The organism is Stenotrophomonas sp. GSD10, from assembly GCF_056172695.1.
Map to the genome: position 1 here is coordinate 574466 of NZ_JAOCMC010000002.1, position 20327 is coordinate 594792.

The following is a 20327-nucleotide window of genomic DNA, read 5'->3' on the forward strand; positions in this document are numbered from 1 at the left end:
GCCCCCTTGTTGTTCAAGGGGCGCGCCGACAGGCGCGGGGATAAGGTGGAATGCGCGGGCAATTCTGCCTTACCCGGCTCGGACTAATTGCCTATTTGGGGTCTCTGAGCCGGGTAAGGCATAATTGCCGGTGAAACTTCCTTTGCGCCGGCGTTTCCGGGCACGTCCGGACGGCGTTTTTCCCCTGTTCGGAACATCGATCAATGACGCAGAAAATTACGGTCATCCGCGGCGACGGCATTGGCCCGGAAATCATGGACGCCACCCTGTTCGTGCTCGACCAGCTCAACGCTGGCCTGGAGTATGAAGACGCCGACGCCGGCCTGGTGGCCCTGGAAAAGCACGGCGACCTGATGCCGGCGGTGACCCTGGAATCGATCGCGCGCAACAAGGTGGCGCTGAAGAGCCCGCTGACCACCCCGGTCGGTGGTGGCTTCACCTCGATCAACGTCAGCCTGCGCCGCCACTTCGACCTGTACGCCAACGTGCGTCCGGCCCACACCTTCCCGAACACCAAGTCGCGTTTCGACAACGTTGACCTGATCACCGTTCGTGAGAACACCGAAGGTGCCTACCTGGCCGAAGGCCAGGAAGTGTCGGCCGACGGCGAGACCGCTTTCTCCGGCACCCGCATCACCCGCAAGGGCTCCGAGCGCATCGTGCGCTATGCCTTCGAGCTGGCCCGCAGCGTCGGCCGCAAGAAGGTCACCGCCGTGCACAAGGCCAACATCATCAAGTCGACCTCGGGCCTGTTCCTGAACGTCGCCCGTGAAGTGGCCGCGCAGTACCCGGACATCGAGTTCCAGGAAATGATCGTCGACAACTGCTGCATGCAGCTGGTGATGCGTCCGGAGCAGTTCGACGTGATCGTCACCACCAACCTGTTCGGCGACATCATCTCCGACCTGTGCGCCGGCCTGGTCGGCGGCCTGGGCCTGGCCCCGGGTGCCAACATCGGCAAGGACGCGGCGATCTTCGAAGCCGTGCACGGCACCGCGCCGGATATCGCCGGTCAGGGCAAGGCCAATCCGTGCGCGCTGCTGCTGGCAGCCGCACAGATGCTGGACCACGTCGGCCAGCCGGAAAACGCCGAGCGCCTGCGCAAGGCCATCGTCGCCACCATGGAAGCCAAGGACTCGCTGACCGGCGACCTGGGCGGCACCGGCACCACCATGAGCTTCGCCAAGGCCATCGCCAGCCGCCTGTAAGCGGCCGGCCGACCTCGGTTGGATCCACAGCGGGGCGCCTTCGGGCGCCCCGTTGTGTTTCCGCGCTCTTGTAGAGTCGAGCCATGCTCGACTACGTAGAAGCAGTCGAGCATGGCTCGACTCTACAGTGCGTTTTTCGCACAGATCATGTGCTGTTACATGGCTGGTTCGTGCGCCAGGCGCTCCGCATCCTGTGCCCCACACCCATCGCACAGGAATCCGCACCATGAACCTCACCGCCTTTGGCCTGGCCAGTCTGATCGGCATGGCCGCCGCTGCCCCGGTTGCCGCCGTCGAGCCGTCCCACCCGACCATCCGCCACATGGCCGGCGCGCCGTCGGTGACCGCGCTGGATGCAGCGAAGACCGCCGTGCTGGTGATCGATTTCCAGAACGAGTATTTCGATGCCAGCGTCGCACCGGGCTTTGCCGGTGGCCGCATGGTCATCCCCGATGGCGTGGCCGCGCTGCGCCAGGCCAAGCGGGTGGTCGAATTTGCCGACGCCAACGGCATCCGCGTGATCCACGTGCAGCACGTGCTGCCGGCCGGTGCGCCGCTGTTCGCGCAGGGCAGCGTCAATGCGGCCTTCCATCGCGACCTGCAGCCGCGCAAGGGCGAGACGGTGGTACAGAAGGACAACGTCAGCGTGTTCGCTGGCAGCTCGGCCGCGGTGCTCGACACGGTGCTGAAGGACGCCGGCATCGACACGCTGATCGTCACCGGTCTGCAGACCCACGCCTGCGTGGCCGGTGCCGCGCGTGATGCCGCCGCCGCGCCGCGCGGCTATCGGGTGATCGTGGCCTCCGATGCCAGTGCCAGCCGTGACCTGGATCTGGCCAATGGCGGTCGCATCGATCATCGCGTGCTGCACGAGGCCTCGCTGGCGCAGATCGAAGACACCTTCGGTGATGTCATGCGTACCGATGCGATCCTGGCGCTGCCGGTGCGCAAGGCCGGCAACGGCGCTTGATAAGCTGGCGGGGTCCGCACGTCGCGGGCCCCGCCCTGTGGAGCCGACCACCGATGGACCACTTTGCCGCTCTGCGCGCGCTGCGCGCCATCGTTGATGCGGGCAGTTTCACCGCCGCCGCCGAGCGCCTGGGCACCACGCACTCGGCGATGTCACGGCAGCTGCGCCAGCTGGAAGAGCATCTGCAGGTTCGCCTGCTCGATCGCAACAGCCGACGGTTGTCATTGACCGAAGCCGGACGCGACTACTACCGGGAGGCCGGCGCGCTGCTGGACCGCCTGCAGGAAGCCGATGACCGCGCGCGCGCCGGGCAGGCGCAGCCCAGCGGCACCGTGCGGATCAGTGTGCCGCAGGTGGTGGCCAGCCAGGAGTTGCCACAATGGCTGCCATCATTCCTGCAGCGCTACCCGCAGGTGACGCTGGACCTGTCGGCCGATGACCAGCTGGTGGACGTGGTCGGCGGTGGCTTCGATCTGGCCCTGCGCATCGCCGCCACGTTGCCGGACAGCCAGCTGGTCGCGCGCGAACTGGCCAGCTGCCCGCGCATCCTGGTGGCTGCGCCGGCCTATCTGGCACGTCGTGGTCTGCCGCGGCAGGCTGCGGATCTCGAACAGCACACGCTGCTGGGATTCAGTCCCACGCCGTCAATGCCGCCCTGGCAGCTGCAGGGACCACGCGGTGCCAGCGTGAGCATCGAGGCCGGCCAGCGCCTGCGCGTGGATGCCACGCCCGCGCTGTATGCCGCCGCGCTGGCCGGAATGGGCATCAGCCTGTTCACTGCACTGACCGTACAGGAGGACCTGCGCGCGGGCCGCTTGATCCGCGTGTTGCCGGCCTGGCATGCCGGGCAGCGCCGCTACTTCGCGCTGTATCCGCATGCACGTGCGCTGGCGCCGAAAGTGCGCGCGCTGGTCGAGCACCTCGCAGCGCACTACGCTGCCCAGGTGGGCGCGGTAGGGTAGTCGCGCATCTGCAACCGAGGTGGTGATGGAGTCGGTGTATCTGCTGGTCGCGCTCGGCGCGATCGTCGCTGGATTCGTGCAGGGCTTGTCCGGCTTCGCCTTCGGCATGGTGGCGATGTCGTTCTGGGCATGGGGACTGGAGCCGAGATTGGCGGCCACGCTTTCGGTGTTCGGCGCGCTGGTCGGCCAACTGGTGGCGGTGTTTACCGTGCGCCGCGGCTTCAACCTGCGCCTGCTGCTGCCCTTCGTGCTGGGCGGGCTGGCCGGCATTCCAATGGGCGTGATGGTGCTGCCGCAGCTGGACATGGACTGGTTCAAGGCGCTGCTGGGCGGCTTCCTGGCACTGTGGTGCCCGGTGATGCTGATGGTGCGGTCGTTGCCGCCGATCACCGTGGGTGGCCGTGTGGGCGATGCGATCGCCGGCATGGCCGGGGGTGCTCAGTGGCATTGGCGGTTTCGCCGGACCGGTGCCGACGCTGTGGAGCACGCTGCGGGGCTTCGGCAGGGACGAGCAGCGCGCGGTCATCCAGAACTTCAATCTGGCGATGCTGGCGGTGACCATGGCCACCTATGTCGGAAGTGGCCTGGTGACGCGGCAGATGCTGCCGTACTTCGCCATCGTGGCACCGGCCATGCTGGTGCCGACGCTGTTGGGCGCGCGGGTCTACATCGGTATCAGCGAGACACGTTTCCGGCAGGTCGTGCTGAGCCTGCTGACCGCCTCCGGCATCGCGCTGCTGGCGTCGTCGCTGCCGGTGCTGCTGGCCGGGCGGTAGCCGTGGAAGGTCGTGGGATCCTGTTCCTACGAAAAAGCCGCGGCCCTTGCGGATCGCGGCTTGTCGTTTACGGCGCGCCAGGACTCAGCGCTGCTGGATCTTCGACAGCAGTCGCAGGAACTCCACATACAGCCAGACCAGGGTCACCATCAGGCCGAATGCGCCATACCATTCCATGTACTTCGGCGCGCGCTGGGCCACGCCGGTCTCGATGAAGTCGAAATCCAGCACCAGGTTGAGTGCGGCCACCACCACCACGAACAGGCTGAAGGCGATGCCCAGCCAGCTGGCGTCGTGGATTACCGGCACGTTGATGTTGAAGAAGCCGAGTACGAACGAGGCAAGGTAGAGCAGGGCAATGCCGCCGGTGGCGGCGACCACGCCCATCTTGAAGTTCTCGGTGGCCTTGATCACGCCGCTGCGGTAGGCGATCAGCAATGCGGCCAGCGTGCCGAAGGTCAGCAGCACGGCCTGGAACACGATGCCCGGGTACTTCATGTTGAACAGGGCCGAGACCGCGCCCAGGAACAGGCCTTCGACCAGTGCGTACATCGGTGCGGTGACCGGCGACCATTCCTTCTTGAAGACGGTGATCAGCGCCAGCACCAGGCCACCAATCGCGCCGCCCATGGCGTACAGGCCGGCACCGCCGGTCATCTGGCCGTATGCGTCGACCGACTGGTTCCAGGCGAAGGCGGCGGTCAGCACGGTCAACAGCAGCAGGATGCCGGTCTTGTTGGCGGTGCCGTTGAGGGTCATCACCTGGTCGGGGCGGGTCACCACCGAACCGTTGGCGAGGTCGAGGAAGGTCGACTCGGAAAGAGCCGGGCTGCCGCTGCGCATGCGCGTTCTCCGTGCGAATGAGGGTCTGGACGGCCATCCGGCCGATCACCGCGAGCATAGCCGATGACCGCGCACGGCGCTGTTGCCGGCGCCCGCGTCGCGCTGCCCGCGTTGACAGTTCGCAATGCGCTTGGCGACAATGGCCAGCTCCCGGGCCCGGCCCGAGGGGATTGCAAGACCGGGGTATAGCGCAGTCTGGTAGCGCGCCTGCTTTGGGAGCAGGATGTCGGGGGTTCGAATCCCTCTACCCCGACCAATCCCACATCACGTCGGATTGGACACCGTTCCGGTTCGGGCGCCCGTAGCTCAACTGGATAGAGCACCGGCCTTCTAAGCCGGCGGTTACAGGTTCGATTCCTGTCGGGCGCGCCATTGGAATCAATGGCTTATAGATTATTCTGATGCTGGCGGAGCCCCCGGGAACACCGGGGATGCGCGGATCGCGACATCGTGGGCAACAAAGAAAGGCCAGCGCGGTGCGCTGGCCTTTTTGCGTCCTGGCAGGGCACTGCGTTGAAGCGCCCCGTGTGGAATCACAGCTGTTCGAGTTCGCCCACATCAACCCTGCCGCCACCGCAGTTGCCGTGGCAGCCGCCGCCGATCGGGCCGCTGCCGCCACCGCCACCGCCACCACCGCCGCCACCACCGCCGCCGCCACGTGCAGGGGGCGGCAGGACGGTGGAAACAATCGTGCCACTGTCGAACACCTGGTTGTAGCGCAGGGTGTAGTCCGCGCAGACGATGCCATTGCACACCGTCAGGGTGTCGCCGGGCTTCATCCGGTTCGCGACCTGCCACACGGTCCCGCTCGAGGGGCTCTGGCGCTCACGCTCCCGGGACAGCACGCGATACGTTGCTTCATCCGGATTCGGTACGGTGACCGTGCACTCGCTGCAGTTGAGAACGCCGCGATTGGCCGCAGACGCCTCCCAGGCAGTCATAAGTACCAGTGCGCCGAGCAGGATCGAAAGATGCTTCGTTCGAAACCCTGGAGTGTCCTTGATTCCCACAGTTTTCATGTTTTCCTTTCCCCTATTTCAGGATGCAACAGTTCTGATAGATGTTTTCAGCAAGGGTTCGTGAGTTGGCCTTCTCCTCCTGAGTCAGGTCTTTCTCGTAGCGCATCAGATCGTCTTGGGTGACCAGGCGCGGGTTGACCCTCTGCAACGCGCGCGCGTATGCCCAGGCGCGCACAGGGTCGGGTTGCGTGAAGCTGCCGGCGGCGTACGCCCTTTCCAGATCACCGAGTGCGGAAATGTTTCCCTGTGCAGCCAGTGCATCGAGATAGTTGAGCGCGGTCTCCTTCCATTGGCTGAGCCGGGCTGGATCCCGAATGGCGTCATCCAGTGAGCCGATGACCTTCTCTGGAGAGAGCGAGTAGGCGCGCATGGCTTCCTGCGAGCCCATTGCAGCAGCCTTGGAGAGCCAGTCGGTGTGGTAGATGTCGCGCTCCAGCGCCAGCGATTCGCACTCCTTGAGCAGGCGCTCGGATCGTTCCAGGAACCAGCCGCCCGCACCGACGCTGGCGGCCGAATCGGCCAGTACGTCAGCGCGCTCCGAAGTGAAGGTCTGGCACTGTTCGATGGTCAGATGGATCTCGTACGTGGCCGTGGCATCGCCGGCATCGGAGCGCAGCATCAGTTGCCTGACGTGGGCGAGTGCATCGCCCGCAGGGCGGAATTCGTGTGCCCGGGTGATCTGGTAGGCCTTGGGTCCCACCGCGGTGTACGAGCCGGGCGGGATCCTGCTGTCCCTCTCAAGCCGCTGTGCGGTTGCCGCACCGGAGCCTTGCGGCTGCGCCTGCCGGGTCGATTCCTGCGTCGGGCCGACGCGTCTGGTTGCATCCGCGTGCATGGCATCTGCAGGCGCCTGCTGCAGGTGGACGAACAGTGCAACGGCCGCCACTGTCAGCACCGCTGTCAGTGCGATCACTCCGATTTGCCGTTTTCTCATCTGGTGTTTCACCTTCGTTGCCGGACGTGACAGGGTTTCAAACGTCCGCCTCGCCTTCCATGTCCCGCTGCTAACGGTGCATGAGCGGATCTCCCCAGCGTCATTCGCGATTTGTTCACTATTTATTCATCTTTTGTTCATGCCTCGGCTCGCCGATGAGGGGCGGGGCTGGCGCCCGGAACTGGGCGTCGGAGGCGTTGTGGTGGCGGGCCGTCCGTGCGCTGCGGCGCAATGCCACGACGTGGTGGGTGGACAGCCGTGTGTCGTGTTGTCTGGATGGCCGATCCGGTTCCGCGTCCATCACCGGACTGCGCGTTTCCGATCATGCGTGGCCAATGACGGAGGCGTGCATCGCACTGCGTCCACACCTGGCCGCAGGAGAGTGGAGAACACGCGTGATGTTGTGGGTCGCCGCAGAGCAGAAACGCGGCTGGCGCCGCTGACCGTTCGCGGCGCAGGGTGCGAAATTGTGGCCACGCACCGCTGATGCAGGTGCCTGCACATCAATGTGAAGAAACGCTTGCAATTCCTTCGCGACTCCCGGAAAATGCCGGACTCGCTTCGGGGGACGGACTTCTGGTTCCACCCGGTTGCAAAGCATCAGGTTCCAACGCCAGCCTCATCGGCGGGGAGCAGACGTTTCAGTGGTGGCTGTAGCTCAGTTGGTTAGAGTACCGGATTGTGATTCCGGTGGTCGGGGGTTCGAATCCCCTCAGCCACCCCACTGTTTCAACCGCGTCGGCGCAGCCGAAACGGTATTGCAATAAACAGAATGCACGCTACAATGTGCGTCTGAGTTTCACGGGCCGTTAGCTCAGTTGGTAGAGCAGTTGACTCTTAATCAATAGGTCCAAGGTTCGAATCCTTGACGGCCCACCAAGACGGAAGCCACCTGGTACGCCAGGTGGCTTTTTTCTTTAAGTGTGACTCCTTCTTTCTGTTGGATCACACGCCGCAGATCCCCGCCTGGCGTGGATCTGCCGCAGTAGCGGGATCGCAGTACTGGTTTCAACGATGTTGAAAATAGTGCTTGCGCCCACCGAGCGGATCGGGTCATAATTCGCGCCCCGATTTCGGGCTGTTAGCTCAGTTGGTAGAGCAGTTGACTCTTAATCAATAGGTCCAAGGTTCGAATCCTTGACAGCCCACCAGACGAAAGCCACTTGGTTTGCCAAGTGGCTTTTTCTTGCCCGCGCGCGTGGGCGGGGCGGCCTTCATCCACCCATGGCGTGGATCTACTGAAGCGGTGATGAAACCCGGGGCATACGCGTCATCGGTGTTTTCAATGCTGTGCGCTGCTTCTCACCGCATTGCCTCGTGCATCGCACCCAATGGTGGTTCCGCGCCGAAGGCGCATGCATGGAGGACGATCCTGATGGCCGATTTCAATCGACTGCGCCTGGCGCTGCTGTTGCCGTTCGCACTGGTGGCGCTGACCGCGTGTGAGGCGGTGAGTGAGGCCGGGAGTGAGGCTGCCGGACATGATGCCGCTGCGCAGAGTGCTCCGGCTGCTCCGGCTGCTTCGGCCGGGGAGGCGATGCCGATGCAGCCGACCGCGCCGATGGAGGGGGCGGCGCCGTCCGGGGCGGTGCAGATGCGCCGGACCGATGACGGTGGTGTTGAGATCCGCAGGATGGACGCGGCAGACGGGCAGGGCGCTGGCGCGGCGCCGGCCGAACCCCGCCAGCCCTGATCCATCAGCGTCCCGGGCGGCTGCCGGTCGCCCGGGGCGGCAGATTCAGCTTTGTGCAGGCCTTCCGCTTCCTGCGCCCGCCTGCGACAATGAACGCCTGTGCCGGCCACGCGAAAGTGGCGGAATTGGTAGACGCCCTGGATTTAGGTTCCAGTGCCGCAAGGCGTGGGGGTTCGAGTCCCCCTTTCGCACCAGTGCCGGCCTGTCCCCGCCCTGATCGGGCCATCGGCGCCCCCTTGACCGGCACGCGCTGGCAGTGCACGCCGAATTGGGCGAAACTAAAGGGCTGCGGCAAGCAGGCGCGTCCCAGACGTCGTGTCCTTACAACCGTTTCATCCCATCATCGAGCCGGGGGCCTGGGCCACCGGTGGCAGGAGTCAACATGCAAGCTTCGATCGAATCCACCGGCAACCTGGAACGCCGCCTGAGCTTCTCGCTGCCGGAAGACCGTCTGCAGAGCCACATCGTCGGCCGCCTGGGCGAAATCGCCCGTACCACCCGCATCAAGGGTTTCCGTCCGGGCAAGGTGCCGGCCAAGGTGATCGAGCAGCGCTTCGGCGCGCAGGTCCGTGGCGAGGCGCTGGACGGCCTGCTGCGCGAAACCTTCGACGCGGCCGTGCGTGAGCACGACCTGCGCATCGTCGGCAGCCCGCGCATCGACAAGGGCGAGGAGGGCGAGTTCTCGTTCGTGGCCACCGTGGAAGTGGTGCCGGACTTCGGCGACCTCGACGTCAGCAAGCTGACCGTGGTGCGCCACACTGCCGAGATCAGCGACGCCGACATCGACCAGATGATCGAGAACCTGCAGAACCAGCGCCGTACCTGGGCCCCGGTCAGCCGTGGCGCGCAGGACGGTGACCTGGTGGCGGTGGAGACCTGGTCGCAGGCCGGCGAAGAGCGCCTGCCGGCCGAAGGCACCGAGAAGGGTTCGATCGTGCTCGGCCAGGGCATGATGTTCGACACCATCGAGAAGGGCCTGGTCGGCCTGGCCAAGGGTGAAGAGAAGACCCTGGACGTCGACTTCCCGGCGGACTGGCGCGTGCCGGTGCTGGCCGGCAAGACCGTGCAGGTCACCGTCAAGGTGGCTGAAGTGTCCGAGCCGGTCGTGCCGGCGGTGGACGAAGCCTTCATCAAGAGCTTCGGCGTGAAGGGCGGCGACGTCGAGCAGTTCCGCAGCGACATCCGCGCCAACCTGGAGCGCGAGCTGAAGGGCGCGCTGATGAACCGCCTGCGCCGCGAAGTCGGTGAGCAGCTGATCGCCGCTTACTCTTCGGTGGAAATGCCGCCGCGCCTGGTCGACAACGAAGCCCGCGCCATGCTGGCCCAGCAGGTCGAGCAGATCCGCCGCAACGGCCAGAACGTCGGTGAGATCCCGGCCGACGCCCACGAAGGCTTCAAGGACGCGGCCGCCAAGCGCGTGCTGGTCGGCCTGGTGGTGGGTGAAGTGGCCCGCACCAACGACCTGCGCCTGGAACCCAAGCGCCTGAATGAAACGATGCGTCTGATCGCTTCGACCTACGAAGAGCCGGAACAGGTCATTGAGATGTACCGCAACGACCCCCAGCTGATGTCTGGCCTGCAGAACCGTGTGATGGAAGAGCAGGTGATCGACTGGATCGCCGAGCGTGCCCAGCACACCGAAGAGAAGCTGTCGTTCCAGGACGCGATCCGCCAGTAATCCCGGGCGGATCACCGCATCCCCCGCGTCGTTGCCGGCGCGGGGTTGTTTCCCCAAGACAGGTACCTCACGTAATGGACAACCGAACCAAAGCCCTGAACCTGGTTCCGATGGTGGTCGAGCAGACCAGCCGCGGCGAGCGTGCCTACGACATCTATTCGCGCCTGTTGAAGGAGCGCCTGATCTTCCTCGTGGGCCCGATCGACGATCACATGGCCAACGTGGTGGTGGCGCAGTTGCTGTTCCTGGAATCGGAAAACCCGGAAAAGGACATCAACATCTACATCAACTCGCCGGGTGGCGTGGTCACCGCCGGCATGGCGATCTACGACACCATGCAGTACATCAAGCCGAATGTGAGCACCACCTGCATCGGCCAGGCCGCCTCGATGGGCGCCCTGCTGCTGGCCGCGGGCGAAGCCGGCAAGCGCTATGCGCTGCCGAACTCGCGCGTGATGATCCACCAGCCGCTGGGCGGCTACCAGGGCCAGGCCACCGATATCGACATCCACGCGCGTGAGATCCTGACCCTGCGTTCGCGCCTGAACGAGGTGCTGGCCAAGCACACCGGCCAGTCGCTGGAGACGATCGCCCGCGATACCGAGCGCGACAACTTCAAGAGTGCCTTTGAGGCCCAGGCCTATGGTCTGGTCGACCAGGTGCTGGAGCGTCGTCCGGATGAGTCGATCCAGGCCGGTTGACCGGCCTTCACGGGGCCATGGAGGCCTCGTTCCTGCAGGGTCGGGCGGGACTGGTGTCCCCTCGGCCCTGTGCTATTCTCGAATCGAACCCCCGTTCAGCGGGTGGGGCAACTGGGTAAGCGAAGCATGAGCGAAGACCGCCAAGGTCGTTCCACGGACACCGGCAAGATCCTCTACTGCTCTTTCTGCGGCAAGAGCCAGCATGAAGTGCGCAAGCTGATTGCGGGTCCGAGCGTGTTCATCTGCGATGAATGCGTGGAGCTGTGCAACGACATCATCCGTGAGGAGCTTGAGGAAAAGGCGCAGTCGGCGCGCAGTTCGCTGCCCAAGCCGCGCGAGATCCTCGAGGTTCTCGACCAGTACGTGATCGGCCAGAACCGCGCCAAGCGCACCCTGGCCGTGGCCGTGTACAACCACTACAAGCGCATTGAGAGCCGGCAGAAGAACGACGACGTCGAACTGGCGAAGTCGAACATCCTGCTGGTCGGCCCGACCGGTTCGGGCAAGACCCTGCTGGCCGAGACCCTGGCCCGCCTGCTCAACGTGCCGTTCACCATGGCCGACGCCACCACGCTGACCGAAGCCGGTTACGTGGGCGAGGACGTGGAGAACATCATCCAGAAGCTGCTGCAGAAGTGCGACTACGACGTCGAGAAGGCGCAGCAGGGCATCGTCTACATCGATGAGATCGACAAGATTTCGCGTAAGAGCGAGAACCCGTCGATCACCCGCGATGTGTCCGGCGAAGGCGTGCAGCAGGCGCTGCTGAAGCTGATCGAAGGCACCGTGGCCAGCGTGCCGCCGCAGGGCGGCCGCAAGCACCCGCAGCAGGAATTCCTGCAGGTGGACACCAAGAACATCCTGTTCATCTGCGGCGGCGCGTTCGCCGGGCTGGACAAGGTGATCCAGGCCCGTTCCACCGACGTGGGCAGCATCGGCTTCGGTGCCAAGGTCAAGAGCAGCGAGCGCAAGCAGGAAGTGGGCAAGGTGCTGGCCGAAGTCGAGCCGGAAGACCTGATCAAGTTCGGCCTGATTCCCGAGTTCGTCGGCCGCCTGCCGGTGGTGGCGACCCTGGAGGAGCTGGACGAGCCGGCCCTGATCAAGATCCTGACCGAGCCGAAGAACGCCATCACCAAGCAGTTCAAGAAGCTGTTCGAGATGGAGAACGTCGAGCTGGAGTTCCGTCCGGACGCGCTGTCGGCCATTGCCCGCAAGGCGCTCAAGCGCAAGACCGGTGCCCGTGGTCTGCGCACCATCGTCGAATCGGTCCTGCTGGACACCATGTACGACCTGCCGTCGCAGGAAAACGTCAGCAAGGTGGTGGTGGACGAGTCGGTGATCGAGCACAAGTCCGAGCCGTACCTGATCTACCAGACCCCGGCGGCCCCTGAACAGAAGGCCGCAGGCGCCGAGTGATCCTTCCAGGTTGTTGATTGGAAAGGATTTTCAACGAACGCCTTGCATCTGAAAGCCGATGGCCCCATAACGGGGCCATCGGCTTTTTTGTCTCCGGAAGATGCCCTCCCGGAGGCGGTTTTCCCCTTCCCTGGAGCCCCCATGGCCCGTTCCCCAAGTGAAACCCTCGACCTGCCGGTCCTGCCGCTGCGCGACGTAGTGGTGTTCCCGCACATGGTCATCCCGCTGTTCGTCGGCCGTGACAAGTCCATGCACGCGCTCGAACAGGCAATGGAATCGGACAAGCGCATCCTGCTGCTGGCGCAGAAGTCGGCCGAGACCGACGACCCGCATGCGGCCGACCTCTACCAGGTCGGTACGCTGGCGCAGGTGCTGCAGCTGCTGAAGCTGCCCGACGGCACCATCAAGGTGCTGGTCGAAGGCCTGTCGCGCGTGCAGGTCACCCACGTCGACGAGCGCAACGGCTCGCTGCACGGCCAGGCGGTGGAGATCGACGCCGTTGACGGTCGCGAGGCGCGCGAGGTCGAAGCGATCGCCCGCTCGCTGATGTCGCTGTTCGAGCAGTACGTGAAGACCAACCGCAAGCTGCCGCCGGAACTGCTGCAGACGCTGTCGGGCATCGATGAGCCGGCGCGCCTGGCCGATACCATCGCCGCCCACATCAGCGTGCGCCTGGCCGACAAGCAGCGCCTGCTGGAAACGCTGGCGGTGAGCGACCGCCTGGAGATGCTGGTCGGCCTGGTCGATGGCGAGATCGACGTGCAGCAGATGGAAAAGCGCATCCGCGGCCGCGTGAAGTCGCAGATGGAGAAGAGCCAGCGCGAGTACTACCTCAACGAACAGATGAAGGCCATCCAGAAGGAACTGGGTGACCTGGATGATGCGCCGGGCGAGCTGGAAGAGCTGGCGCGCAAGATCGCCGAGGCCGGCATGCCCAAGGCCGTGGAAGCCAAGGCGCGCAACGAACTGAACAAGCTCAAGCAGATGTCGCCGATGTCGGCCGAAGCGGCGGTCGTGCGCAACTACCTGGAGTGGCTGCTGGGCGTGCCGTGGAAGAAGCGCAGCAAGGTGCGCAAGGACCTCAAGGCTGCGCAGGACACCCTGGACGCCGATCACTACGGGCTGGAGAAGGTCAAGGAACGCATCCTGGAATACCTGGCGGTGCAGTCGCGGGTGAAGCAGATGAAGGGCCCGATCCTGTGCCTGGTCGGGCCGCCGGGCGTAGGCAAGACCTCGCTGGGCCAGTCCATCGCCAAGGCCACCAACCGCAAGTTCGTGCGCATGTCGCTGGGCGGCGTGCGCGACGAGGCCGAGATCCGTGGCCACCGTCGCACCTACGTCGGTTCGATGCCGGGCCGCATCGTGCAGAACCTCAACAAGGTCGGCAGCAAGAACCCGCTGTTCGTGCTCGATGAGATCGACAAGATGTCGATGGACTTCCGTGGTGATCCGTCCTCGGCGCTGCTGGAAGTGCTCGATCCGGAGCAGAACAACGCGTTCAACGACCACTACCTGGAAGTGGACCTGGACCTGTCCGAAGTGATGTTCGTGGCCACCTCGAACTCGCTCAACATTCCGGGCCCGCTGCTGGACCGCATGGAAGTGATCCGCATCCCCGGCTACACCGAGGATGAGAAGCTCAACATCGCCACCCGCTACCTGGTTCCGAAGCAGATCAAGGCCAACGGCCTGCAGCCGGAAGAGCTGGAGATCGGCAGCGATGCCATCCAGGACATCGTGCGCTACTACACGCGCGAATCGGGTGTGCGCAACCTGGAGCGTGAGATCGCCAAGATCTGCCGCAAGGTGGTGAAGGAGATCGCGCTGGCCGGCCCGCAGCCGGCGGCAAAGGCGAAGAAGGGCGCCAAGAAGAAGGCGCTGGTGAGCGTGTCCGGCAAGAACCTGGACAAGTACCTGGGCGTGCGTCGCTTCGACTTCGGCCGTGCCGAGGAAGAGAATGAGATCGGCCTGGTCACCGGTCTGGCCTGGACCGAAGTGGGCGGCGACCTGCTGCAGATCGAATCGACGCTGGTGCCGGGCAAGGGCCAGCTGATCCTGACCGGCCAGCTCGGCAACGTGATGAAGGAATCGGCGTCGGCGGCGTTGTCGGTGGTGCGTTCGCGCGCGGTCGGCTTCGGTATCGATCCGGAGTTCCTGCAGAAGCACGACGTGCACCTGCACGTGCCCGATGGTGCCACGCCGAAGGATGGCCCGAGTGCCGGTGCGGCGATGGTCACCTCGCTGGTGTCGATGCTGACCAGGGTGCCGGTGCGTGCCGACGTGGCGATGACCGGCGAGATCACGCTGCGCGGTCGCGTCACCGCCATCGGCGGGCTGAAGGAGAAGCTGCTGGCGGCGCTGCGCGGCGGCATCCGCACGGTCATCATTCCGGAGGAGAACCGCAAGGATCTGGCGGACATCCCGGCCAACGTCACCCGCGATCTGAAGATCGTGCCGGTGAAGTACATCGAAGAGGTGCTGGATCTGGCATTGGAGCGTCCGCTGGCGCCCAAGAAGGCGCGCAAGAGTGCGCAGCGCGTCACTGTGCGCAGCAAGGCCAAACCGAGTGGAAGCGCGCGCGTCAAGCATTGACGCGCGCTGTCCAACGGCCCGAAACCCGCGTCGTTGCTGGCTTTCCAGCTTGCGTGGGGGTAGGGCCGCTGGTATAAAAGCAGCACTCGCGAATGAGTGATCGCTGTCAGCGATGACTGAATCGGCGAACCGTTTCCACATGGCGGCCGCATGCAGAACGCGTGCGGTTGCTTCCCTGTCGAATAAGCGGAACCCACCGCCAAAGGAGTTGTAGAGAATGAACAAGACCGAATTGATCGATGCCGTTGCTGAAGCTGCCGACCTGACCAAGGCCGAGTCCAGCCGCGCTGTCGATGCCGTCGTTGCTGCCGTCACCAAGGCGCTGAAGGACGGCGATGCGGTCACCCTGGTTGGCTTCGGTACCTTCCAGGTCCGCGACCGTGCTGCCCGCACCGGCCGCAACCCGAAGACCGGCGACACCATCAAGATCGCTGCTTCGAAGAATCCGTCGTTCAAGGCTGGTAAGGCCCTGAAGGATGCTGTAAACTAAGCGGCTCGCTGGGGTGCTTAGCTCAGCGGTAGAGCGTCTCCTTTACACGGAGAGGGTCGGGGGTTCGAAACCCTCAGCACCCACCACAGCACCGCGGTAAAAGTTTGAGTGTGGAGCGGTAGTTCAGCTGGTTAGAATGCTGGCCTGTCACGCCGGAGGTCGCGGGTTCGAGTCCCGTCCGCTCCGCCATTCAACGAGGCCTCCGGCCAAAAGCTGGAGGCTTTGTTTTCTCCCCGGTCCAGGCCGACAGAAAACAAAAGCAGCAACAACGCGGAGCGGTAGTTCAGCTGGTTAGAATGCTGGCCTGTCACGCCGGAGGTCGCGGGTTCGAGTCCCGTCCGCTCCGCCACTACATCGAGGCCCCCGGTTCAACGCTGGGGGCCTTGTCTTCTCCCCGGAAGGTTCGGGAGGAAGGCGAAAAGGTTTTTGCAAGAACGGAGCGGTAGTTCAGCTGGTTAGAATGCTGGCCTGTCACGCCGGAGGTCGCGGGTTCGAGTCCCGTCCGCTCCGCCATTGCAGAATTCTTAAGTCCCTGTGAAAAAACTTTGAAAAAAGTGTTCGCCGGGCTGGGTTTCCAGGGAGTCTTCGGATATACTGGGCGCCTGCAAAGTTTCAGCGCGGAGCGGTAGTTCAGCTGGTTAGAATGCTGGCCTGTCACGCCGGAGGTCGCGGGTTCGAGTCCCGTCCGCTCCGCCAACTCTAAAAGCCCTCGGCGCAAGCCGGGGGCTTTTTCTTTGTGTCGTTGCGAAGCGGTGCGCAGCCCACGCCGGTGCTGCTTTTGGTCCCTGCCACGAAGCGGGTTACACTGCCGGGCTCGCCAATCAGGCCTTGTGATTCCTCACCATGCTGCAGAAACTCCGCGACAAGACCTCAGGCTGGATCGTCACCGTGATCCTGGGGCTGCTGATGATTCCGTTCCTGTTCGTGATCGACAACAGCTACCTCGGTGGCGTTGGCGCACAGAACGTGGCCAAGGTTTCCGCGCCGCCGACCTGGTGGCGTTCGGCACCGTCGTGGTGGCCGGTGCGCATGCTGTGGCAGCACCATGAGATCAGTGCGCAGGATTTCCGTACCCGCTTCGAGCAGGAGCGCATGCGTGAGCGCCAGCAGCAGGGCGAGAACTTCGACCCACGCGCGTTCGAAAGCACCCAGAACAAGCTGGCCGTACTCGACCAGCTGATCGACGAGCAGGTGGTGCGCCTGGTCGGCGAGCAGGCCGGCGTGGTGATCGGTGATGGCGCGGTGCGCGAGTACATCGCCACGATGCCGGCCTTCCTCGATGCGAACGGCAAGTTCAACGAGAACAACTACCGTCTGGCGCTGGCCGGCGGCAATCCGCCGCGTACGCCGACCCAGTTCCAGGAACTGGTGCGCGAGAGCCTGCAGCAGTCGGTGATCCCGGCCGGCCTGCAGAACTCCGGCTTTGTCACCCAGGCCGAAACCGAGCGCCTGCTGAAGCTGCTGGGCGAGACCCGCGACGTTGAACTGGCCGCGCTGCCGGAAGTGCCGGCCGATACCGCGCCGGTCACCGATGCACAGATCAAGCAGTGGTACGACAGCCACGGCAAGGATTTCCGCCAGGCCGAAACCGTCTCGCTGGAGTATGTCGAGATCAACGGTGGCAATCTGCCGGCGCCGACCCCGGCCGATGAAGCAACCCTGCGCAAGCGCTATGAGGAAGAGAAGGCGAAGTTCACCTCGCCCGAGCAGCGCCAGGCCTCGCACATCCTGATCACTGGTGACGGTGCCGAAGCCAAGGCCAACAAGCTGGCGGCCGAAGCCAAGGCCGCCGGTGCCGACTTCGCTGCATTGGCCAAGGCCAATTCGGAAGATCCGGGTTCGAAGGCGCAGGGCGGTGACCTGGGCTGGGTCGAGCGTGGCGCGATGGTCAAGCCGTTCGAGGACGCCCTGTTCGCGGCCAAGGCGGGCGAGGTGATCGGCCCGGTCAAGACCGATTTCGGCTACCACATCATCAAGGTGGCCGCGGTGCGTGGCGGCCAGGGCAAGTCGTTCGAGGAAGTGCGTGACACGCTGGCCGCCGAGCAGCTCAAGGCCGATGGCGAACGTGGCTTCAACGATCTGGCCGGCCGTCTGGTCGATGCCATCAACAAGAGCCCGAGCGATCTGGCAGCGGCGGCCAAGGAAGTGAACCTGCCGCTGCAGACCCTGGGGCCGATCACCCGTGCCACCGCCAGCGGTATTGCCGCCGATCCGGCCGTGCTGCGTGCTGCGTTCTCCGACGTGCTGGTGCAGGACGGTACCGCCAGCGATCCGATCGCCCTGGGCGGCGCCACCAACCACAGTGTGGTGATCCGCGTGGCCGCGCACACCCCGGAACAGGCGCTGCCGCTGGACAAGGCGCGTGAGCAGGTGATCGCCGCGATCCGTGCCGACCGCCAGCGCCAGGCCAGCGACAAGGCCGCTGATGCCATTCTGGCAAAACTGAAGGGTGGGGCCACCCTGCAGTCGCTGGCGGCCAGCGAGAAGCTGCAGCTGAGCCCGATGCCGGGCCTGCCGCGCAGCCAGCCGGTGCCGACCCCGGAAATCAACCGCGCGATCTTCAGTGCGCCGGTGCCGGCCGAAGGCAAGCCGAGCTACGGCAAGGTGGATGTCAACGGCCACGCGCTGCTGTTTGCGGTGAACAAGGTCAACCCGGGCGACATCAAGGAAGTGACTGCCGAGCAGCAGAAGCAGCTGAAGGACCAGCTGAGCCAGATCGACGGCATGGCCGCTGCGAAGGGCTACATCGAGACGATGCGCAAGAAGTTCGTGATCCAGACCACCGAAGCGAACCTGTAAGCGCTACGCCATCGGTGAGCGGAAAAGGCCCGGCATTGCCGGGCCTTTTTTGTGGGTGTGCGTAAGCGCGGAGCTTGCTCGGCCACGTCTTGTAGAGTCGAGCTTGCTCGACTGGATACACAGAAGCAGTCGAGCAAGCTCGACTCTACGGGAAGCGCGGTCGAGCAAGCTCGACTCTACGGGAAGCGCGGTCGAGCAAGCTCGACGCTGCGAGGTGTGTTTCGAGGGCAAGAAAAAGCCGAGCGTGGGCTCGGCTCTACAGAGAGTGCCTGGCGGGCGCGTCAATCTTCGACGCGCAGCACCGCGCCCGGCTTCAGCACGCTGCTGCCGCTCAGGCCGTTCAGCGACAGCAGGGCCTTCACCGGCATGCCGTAGCGGCGTGCGATGGTCCAGGCCGACTCACCATCGCGGACGGTGTGGCGGCGGCTGCGCGGACGATCGGCGATCGCGGCAACGGTCTTGGCGACCTGCGGCGTGGGCGCTGCGGCAGCCACCGGTGCGGCGCTGGCGACCAGCGCGGTCGCCGTCTCGGTCACCGTCGCATTGGCGGCCGAGACCGGCGCCAGCACGCGGGTGGTGCCCGAGGCGCGGCCACCGCCGGCCAGGGCCGGATTGAGGCGGGTGATGCGGGCCGGATCCAGGGCGCGCTGTGCGGCCCACTGCTGCACGCTGGTACCGGCCGGCAGGGTGTGGTCCTTCAGTACCGGTACGGTGCGGTCCAGCGAGGCCATCACGCCCGGCTGGTCTTCCACGTCTTCCAGCACGCAGGCCAGGGCATGCAGCTTCTCGACGTAGGCATAGGTGACCGGCGACAGGCCGGGCAGGGCGGACGGCTTGGCGTTCTGCGCGTTCATGCCGGCCTTGCGCAGCGATTGCAGCACGCGGTACTCACCGGCGTTGTAGGCCATCGTGGCCAGGCGCCAGTCGCCACCGAACATGCCGTGCAGGGTCTTCAGGTAACGCACCGCAGCCTGGGTCGAATCCACCGCCGACAAGCGGCCATCGTAGCCGTTGCTCATCGGTACGCGGTGGTTGCGTGCGGTGGTGGCAATGAACTGCCACAGGCCGGTGGGGCCGCTGCCGTTGCGGGCGTTCGGCCGGTAGCCGCTTTCCACGAACGGGATCAGGGCGAACTCGGTGGGCAGGCTGGCCTTGCGCAGCTCTTCGACCACATAGCCGAACAACACCAGGGCATCGTCATCCTGGTTGGCCAGGCGCGAGGGCGCGTGAGCGAACTGTTTCTGCCAGCGCGGGCTGGTGGCCTCGGCGTCGCAGCTGGGCTCGGCCAGGCCGTCGCGGAAGCTGGTGAAGATCTCCTGGCCGTTGCGTACCGAGGGTGCCGGCAACGCTGCCGGATCCAGCGGCAGGGCCGCTGCGGCGGTCAGGTTCTGGCTGATGCCGGCGCCCAGCGACTGCGCGCCCGCGTTCCCGGCCAACCCCAGGGCAAGCCCCAGGGCCAGCGTCAGACTTCGGCGCATCATGCGCGGAAGCCGTCTTTCCAGTGCCGGAGACCGGCCATCACGTCGACGTCGTCCACGACGTCACGGCCCAGGTGTGCCGACACCGACGCACGGATCGGTGCGGTGTGCACACGCAGGAAGGGATTGCAGTCCAATTCGTTGGCCAGGGTTACCGGCAGGGTGGAACGGTCATCGCGGCGCATGGCCAAAGCCTCCTCTTGGCGCTGCCACAGGGCAGCGTTGGCGGGGTCGACATGCCGCGCGAAGACGGCATTTGACACGGTGTACTCGTGGGCGCAACAAAGCAGCAGTTGCGCGGGCAAGGCGCCCAGCTTGCGCATCGATGCCAGCAGCTGGGACGGCGTACCTTCGAACAGGCGTCCACAGCCCAGGCTGAACAACGAATCTCCGCTGAAAAGATGTTCAGCAGTGTGAAACGCGATGTGGCTGCGGGTATGCCCGGGCACGGATAGTACGTGGAACATCTGCCCCAGTGCCTGAACGCGTTCACCTTCGCCGACCCGCTCGGTCGCGCTCGCGATGCGTTCTTCCACGGGAGCCACCACCCGCACGCCGGGAAAACGGGCCTGCAACGCGGGCACGCCGCCGATGTGATCGTCGTGGTGGTGGGTGAGCAGGATCGTGTCCACGCGCAGGCCCTGATCGGCCAGTGCGAGCACCGGGGCAGCATCGCCAGGGTCGACGACCACGGCCGCGCCGTCGTCGCCGACCAGTGTCCAGATGTAGTTGTCCGCAAATGCGGGCAGGGCAGTCAGTCGCATAGAA

15 protein-coding genes, 11 tRNA genes and 1 pseudogene are annotated in these 20327 nt (G+C 65.1%); 22 read left to right on the plus strand and 5 right to left on the minus strand.

The window, feature by feature from the left end; all coding sequences use genetic code 11:
- Positions 1-203: 203 nt before the first annotated feature.
- From N4G47_RS02770 to N4G47_RS02785, 4 genes and pseudogenes are all read left to right on the plus strand, one after another.
- Complete coding sequence (locus N4G47_RS02770) at positions 204-1208, plus strand: isocitrate dehydrogenase (protein WP_107229995.1); 1005 nt, start codon at positions 204-206, stop codon at positions 1206-1208.
- A gap of 226 nt (positions 1209-1434) precedes the next feature.
- Positions 1435-2178 carry a cysteine hydrolase family protein gene (locus tag N4G47_RS02775; RefSeq protein WP_475285075.1) on the plus strand — a complete coding sequence of 248 codons (744 nt, stop codon included), beginning with the start codon at positions 1435-1437 and terminating at the stop codon, positions 2176-2178.
- A 53-nt stretch (positions 2179-2231) separates the two neighbouring features.
- Positions 2232-3140 carry a LysR family transcriptional regulator gene (locus N4G47_RS02780; protein ID WP_475285077.1) on the plus strand — a complete coding sequence of 303 codons (909 nt, stop codon included), beginning with the start codon at positions 2232-2234 and terminating at the stop codon, positions 3138-3140.
- Positions 3141-3165: 25 nt separating this feature from the next.
- Positions 3166-3916, plus strand: a pseudogene (locus N4G47_RS02785) (sulfite exporter TauE/SafE family protein).
- An 84-nt stretch (positions 3917-4000) separates the two neighbouring features.
- On the opposite strand, the gene N4G47_RS02790 reads toward N4G47_RS02785, so the two are convergent.
- Positions 4001-4759: a Bax inhibitor-1/YccA family protein gene (locus N4G47_RS02790; protein ID WP_475285079.1), complete on the minus strand. Its 759-nt coding sequence runs from the start codon at positions 4757-4759 to the stop codon at positions 4001-4003.
- 179 nt (positions 4760-4938) lie between these two features.
- Between N4G47_RS02790 and N4G47_RS02795 the strand changes: the two genes are divergently transcribed.
- Positions 4939-5015, plus strand: a tRNA-Pro gene (locus tag N4G47_RS02795).
- Positions 5016-5054: 39 nt separating this feature from the next.
- Positions 5055-5131: transfer RNA gene (locus N4G47_RS02800), tRNA-Arg, on the plus strand.
- Between the two features lie 161 nt (positions 5132-5292).
- Here N4G47_RS02800 and N4G47_RS02805 read toward each other — a convergent pair.
- A complete protein-coding gene (locus N4G47_RS02805; protein ID WP_475285081.1) occupies positions 5293-5559 on the minus strand; it encodes a hypothetical protein in 267 nt (88 codons plus the stop codon).
- 232 nt (positions 5560-5791) lie between these two features.
- Positions 5792-6724, minus strand: coding sequence for a hypothetical protein (locus tag N4G47_RS02810; protein WP_475285083.1), 933 nt, complete (start codon positions 6722-6724; stop codon positions 5792-5794).
- Positions 6725-7359: 635 nt separating this feature from the next.
- On the opposite strand from N4G47_RS02810, the gene N4G47_RS02815 reads away from it, so the two are divergent.
- From N4G47_RS02815 to N4G47_RS02890, 16 genes are all read left to right on the plus strand, one after another.
- Positions 7360-7436, plus strand: a tRNA-His gene (locus N4G47_RS02815).
- Positions 7437-7515: 79 nt separating this feature from the next.
- Positions 7516-7591: transfer RNA gene (locus N4G47_RS02820), tRNA-Lys, on the plus strand.
- Positions 7592-7787: 196 nt separating this feature from the next.
- Positions 7788-7863: transfer RNA gene (locus N4G47_RS02825), tRNA-Lys, on the plus strand.
- Positions 7864-8087: 224 nt separating this feature from the next.
- On the plus strand, positions 8088-8405 hold the full coding sequence (locus N4G47_RS02830) for a hypothetical protein (protein WP_475285085.1): 318 nt from the start codon (positions 8088-8090) through the stop codon (positions 8403-8405).
- Between the two features lie 110 nt (positions 8406-8515).
- A tRNA-Leu gene (locus tag N4G47_RS02835) sits at positions 8516-8599 on the plus strand.
- Between the two features lie 188 nt (positions 8600-8787).
- The gene (tig, locus tag N4G47_RS02840) at positions 8788-10083 is read left to right on the plus strand and encodes a trigger factor (RefSeq protein WP_107230004.1); all 1296 of its coding nucleotides are present in this window, start codon (positions 8788-8790) and stop codon (positions 10081-10083) included.
- 74 nt (positions 10084-10157) lie between these two features.
- A complete protein-coding gene (gene clpP / locus N4G47_RS02845) occupies positions 10158-10784 on the plus strand; it encodes an ATP-dependent Clp endopeptidase proteolytic subunit ClpP (protein WP_004146318.1) in 627 nt (208 codons plus the stop codon).
- 126 nt (positions 10785-10910) lie between these two features.
- Positions 10911-12200, plus strand: a complete 1290-nt coding sequence (clpX, locus tag N4G47_RS02850) for an ATP-dependent Clp protease ATP-binding subunit ClpX (RefSeq protein WP_004154600.1) — start codon at positions 10911-10913, stop codon at positions 12198-12200.
- A 141-nt stretch (positions 12201-12341) separates the two neighbouring features.
- Entirely contained in the window at positions 12342-14792 is a 2451-nt protein-coding gene (lon, locus tag N4G47_RS02855) for an endopeptidase La (protein ID WP_475285087.1), read from the plus strand.
- A gap of 217 nt (positions 14793-15009) precedes the next feature.
- On the plus strand, positions 15010-15282 hold the full coding sequence (locus tag N4G47_RS02860) for an HU family DNA-binding protein (RefSeq protein ID WP_004146343.1): 273 nt from the start codon (positions 15010-15012) through the stop codon (positions 15280-15282).
- Positions 15283-15293: 11 nt separating this feature from the next.
- A tRNA-Val gene (locus tag N4G47_RS02865) sits at positions 15294-15368 on the plus strand.
- Positions 15369-15394: 26 nt separating this feature from the next.
- Positions 15395-15471, plus strand: a tRNA-Asp gene (locus tag N4G47_RS02870).
- A gap of 83 nt (positions 15472-15554) precedes the next feature.
- Positions 15555-15631: transfer RNA gene (locus N4G47_RS02875), tRNA-Asp, on the plus strand.
- 87 nt (positions 15632-15718) lie between these two features.
- Positions 15719-15795: transfer RNA gene (locus N4G47_RS02880), tRNA-Asp, on the plus strand.
- Between the two features lie 106 nt (positions 15796-15901).
- A tRNA-Asp gene (locus tag N4G47_RS02885) sits at positions 15902-15978 on the plus strand.
- Positions 15979-16125: 147 nt separating this feature from the next.
- Positions 16126-18081, plus strand: coding sequence for a peptidyl-prolyl cis-trans isomerase (locus tag N4G47_RS02890; protein WP_107230006.1), 1956 nt, complete (start codon positions 16126-16128; stop codon positions 18079-18081).
- Positions 18082-18362: 281 nt separating this feature from the next.
- On the opposite strand, the gene N4G47_RS02895 is transcribed toward N4G47_RS02890, so the two are convergent.
- Both N4G47_RS02895 and gloB read right to left on the minus strand, forming a co-directional pair.
- A complete protein-coding gene (locus N4G47_RS02895) occupies positions 18363-19562 on the minus strand; it encodes a lytic transglycosylase domain-containing protein (protein ID WP_475285089.1) in 1200 nt (399 codons plus the stop codon).
- A complete protein-coding gene (gene gloB / locus N4G47_RS02900) occupies positions 19559-20323 on the minus strand; it encodes a hydroxyacylglutathione hydrolase (protein WP_475285091.1) in 765 nt (254 codons plus the stop codon). Before gloB ends, N4G47_RS02895 begins: the two co-directional genes overlap by 4 nt.
- Positions 20324-20327: the final 4 nt, after the last annotated feature.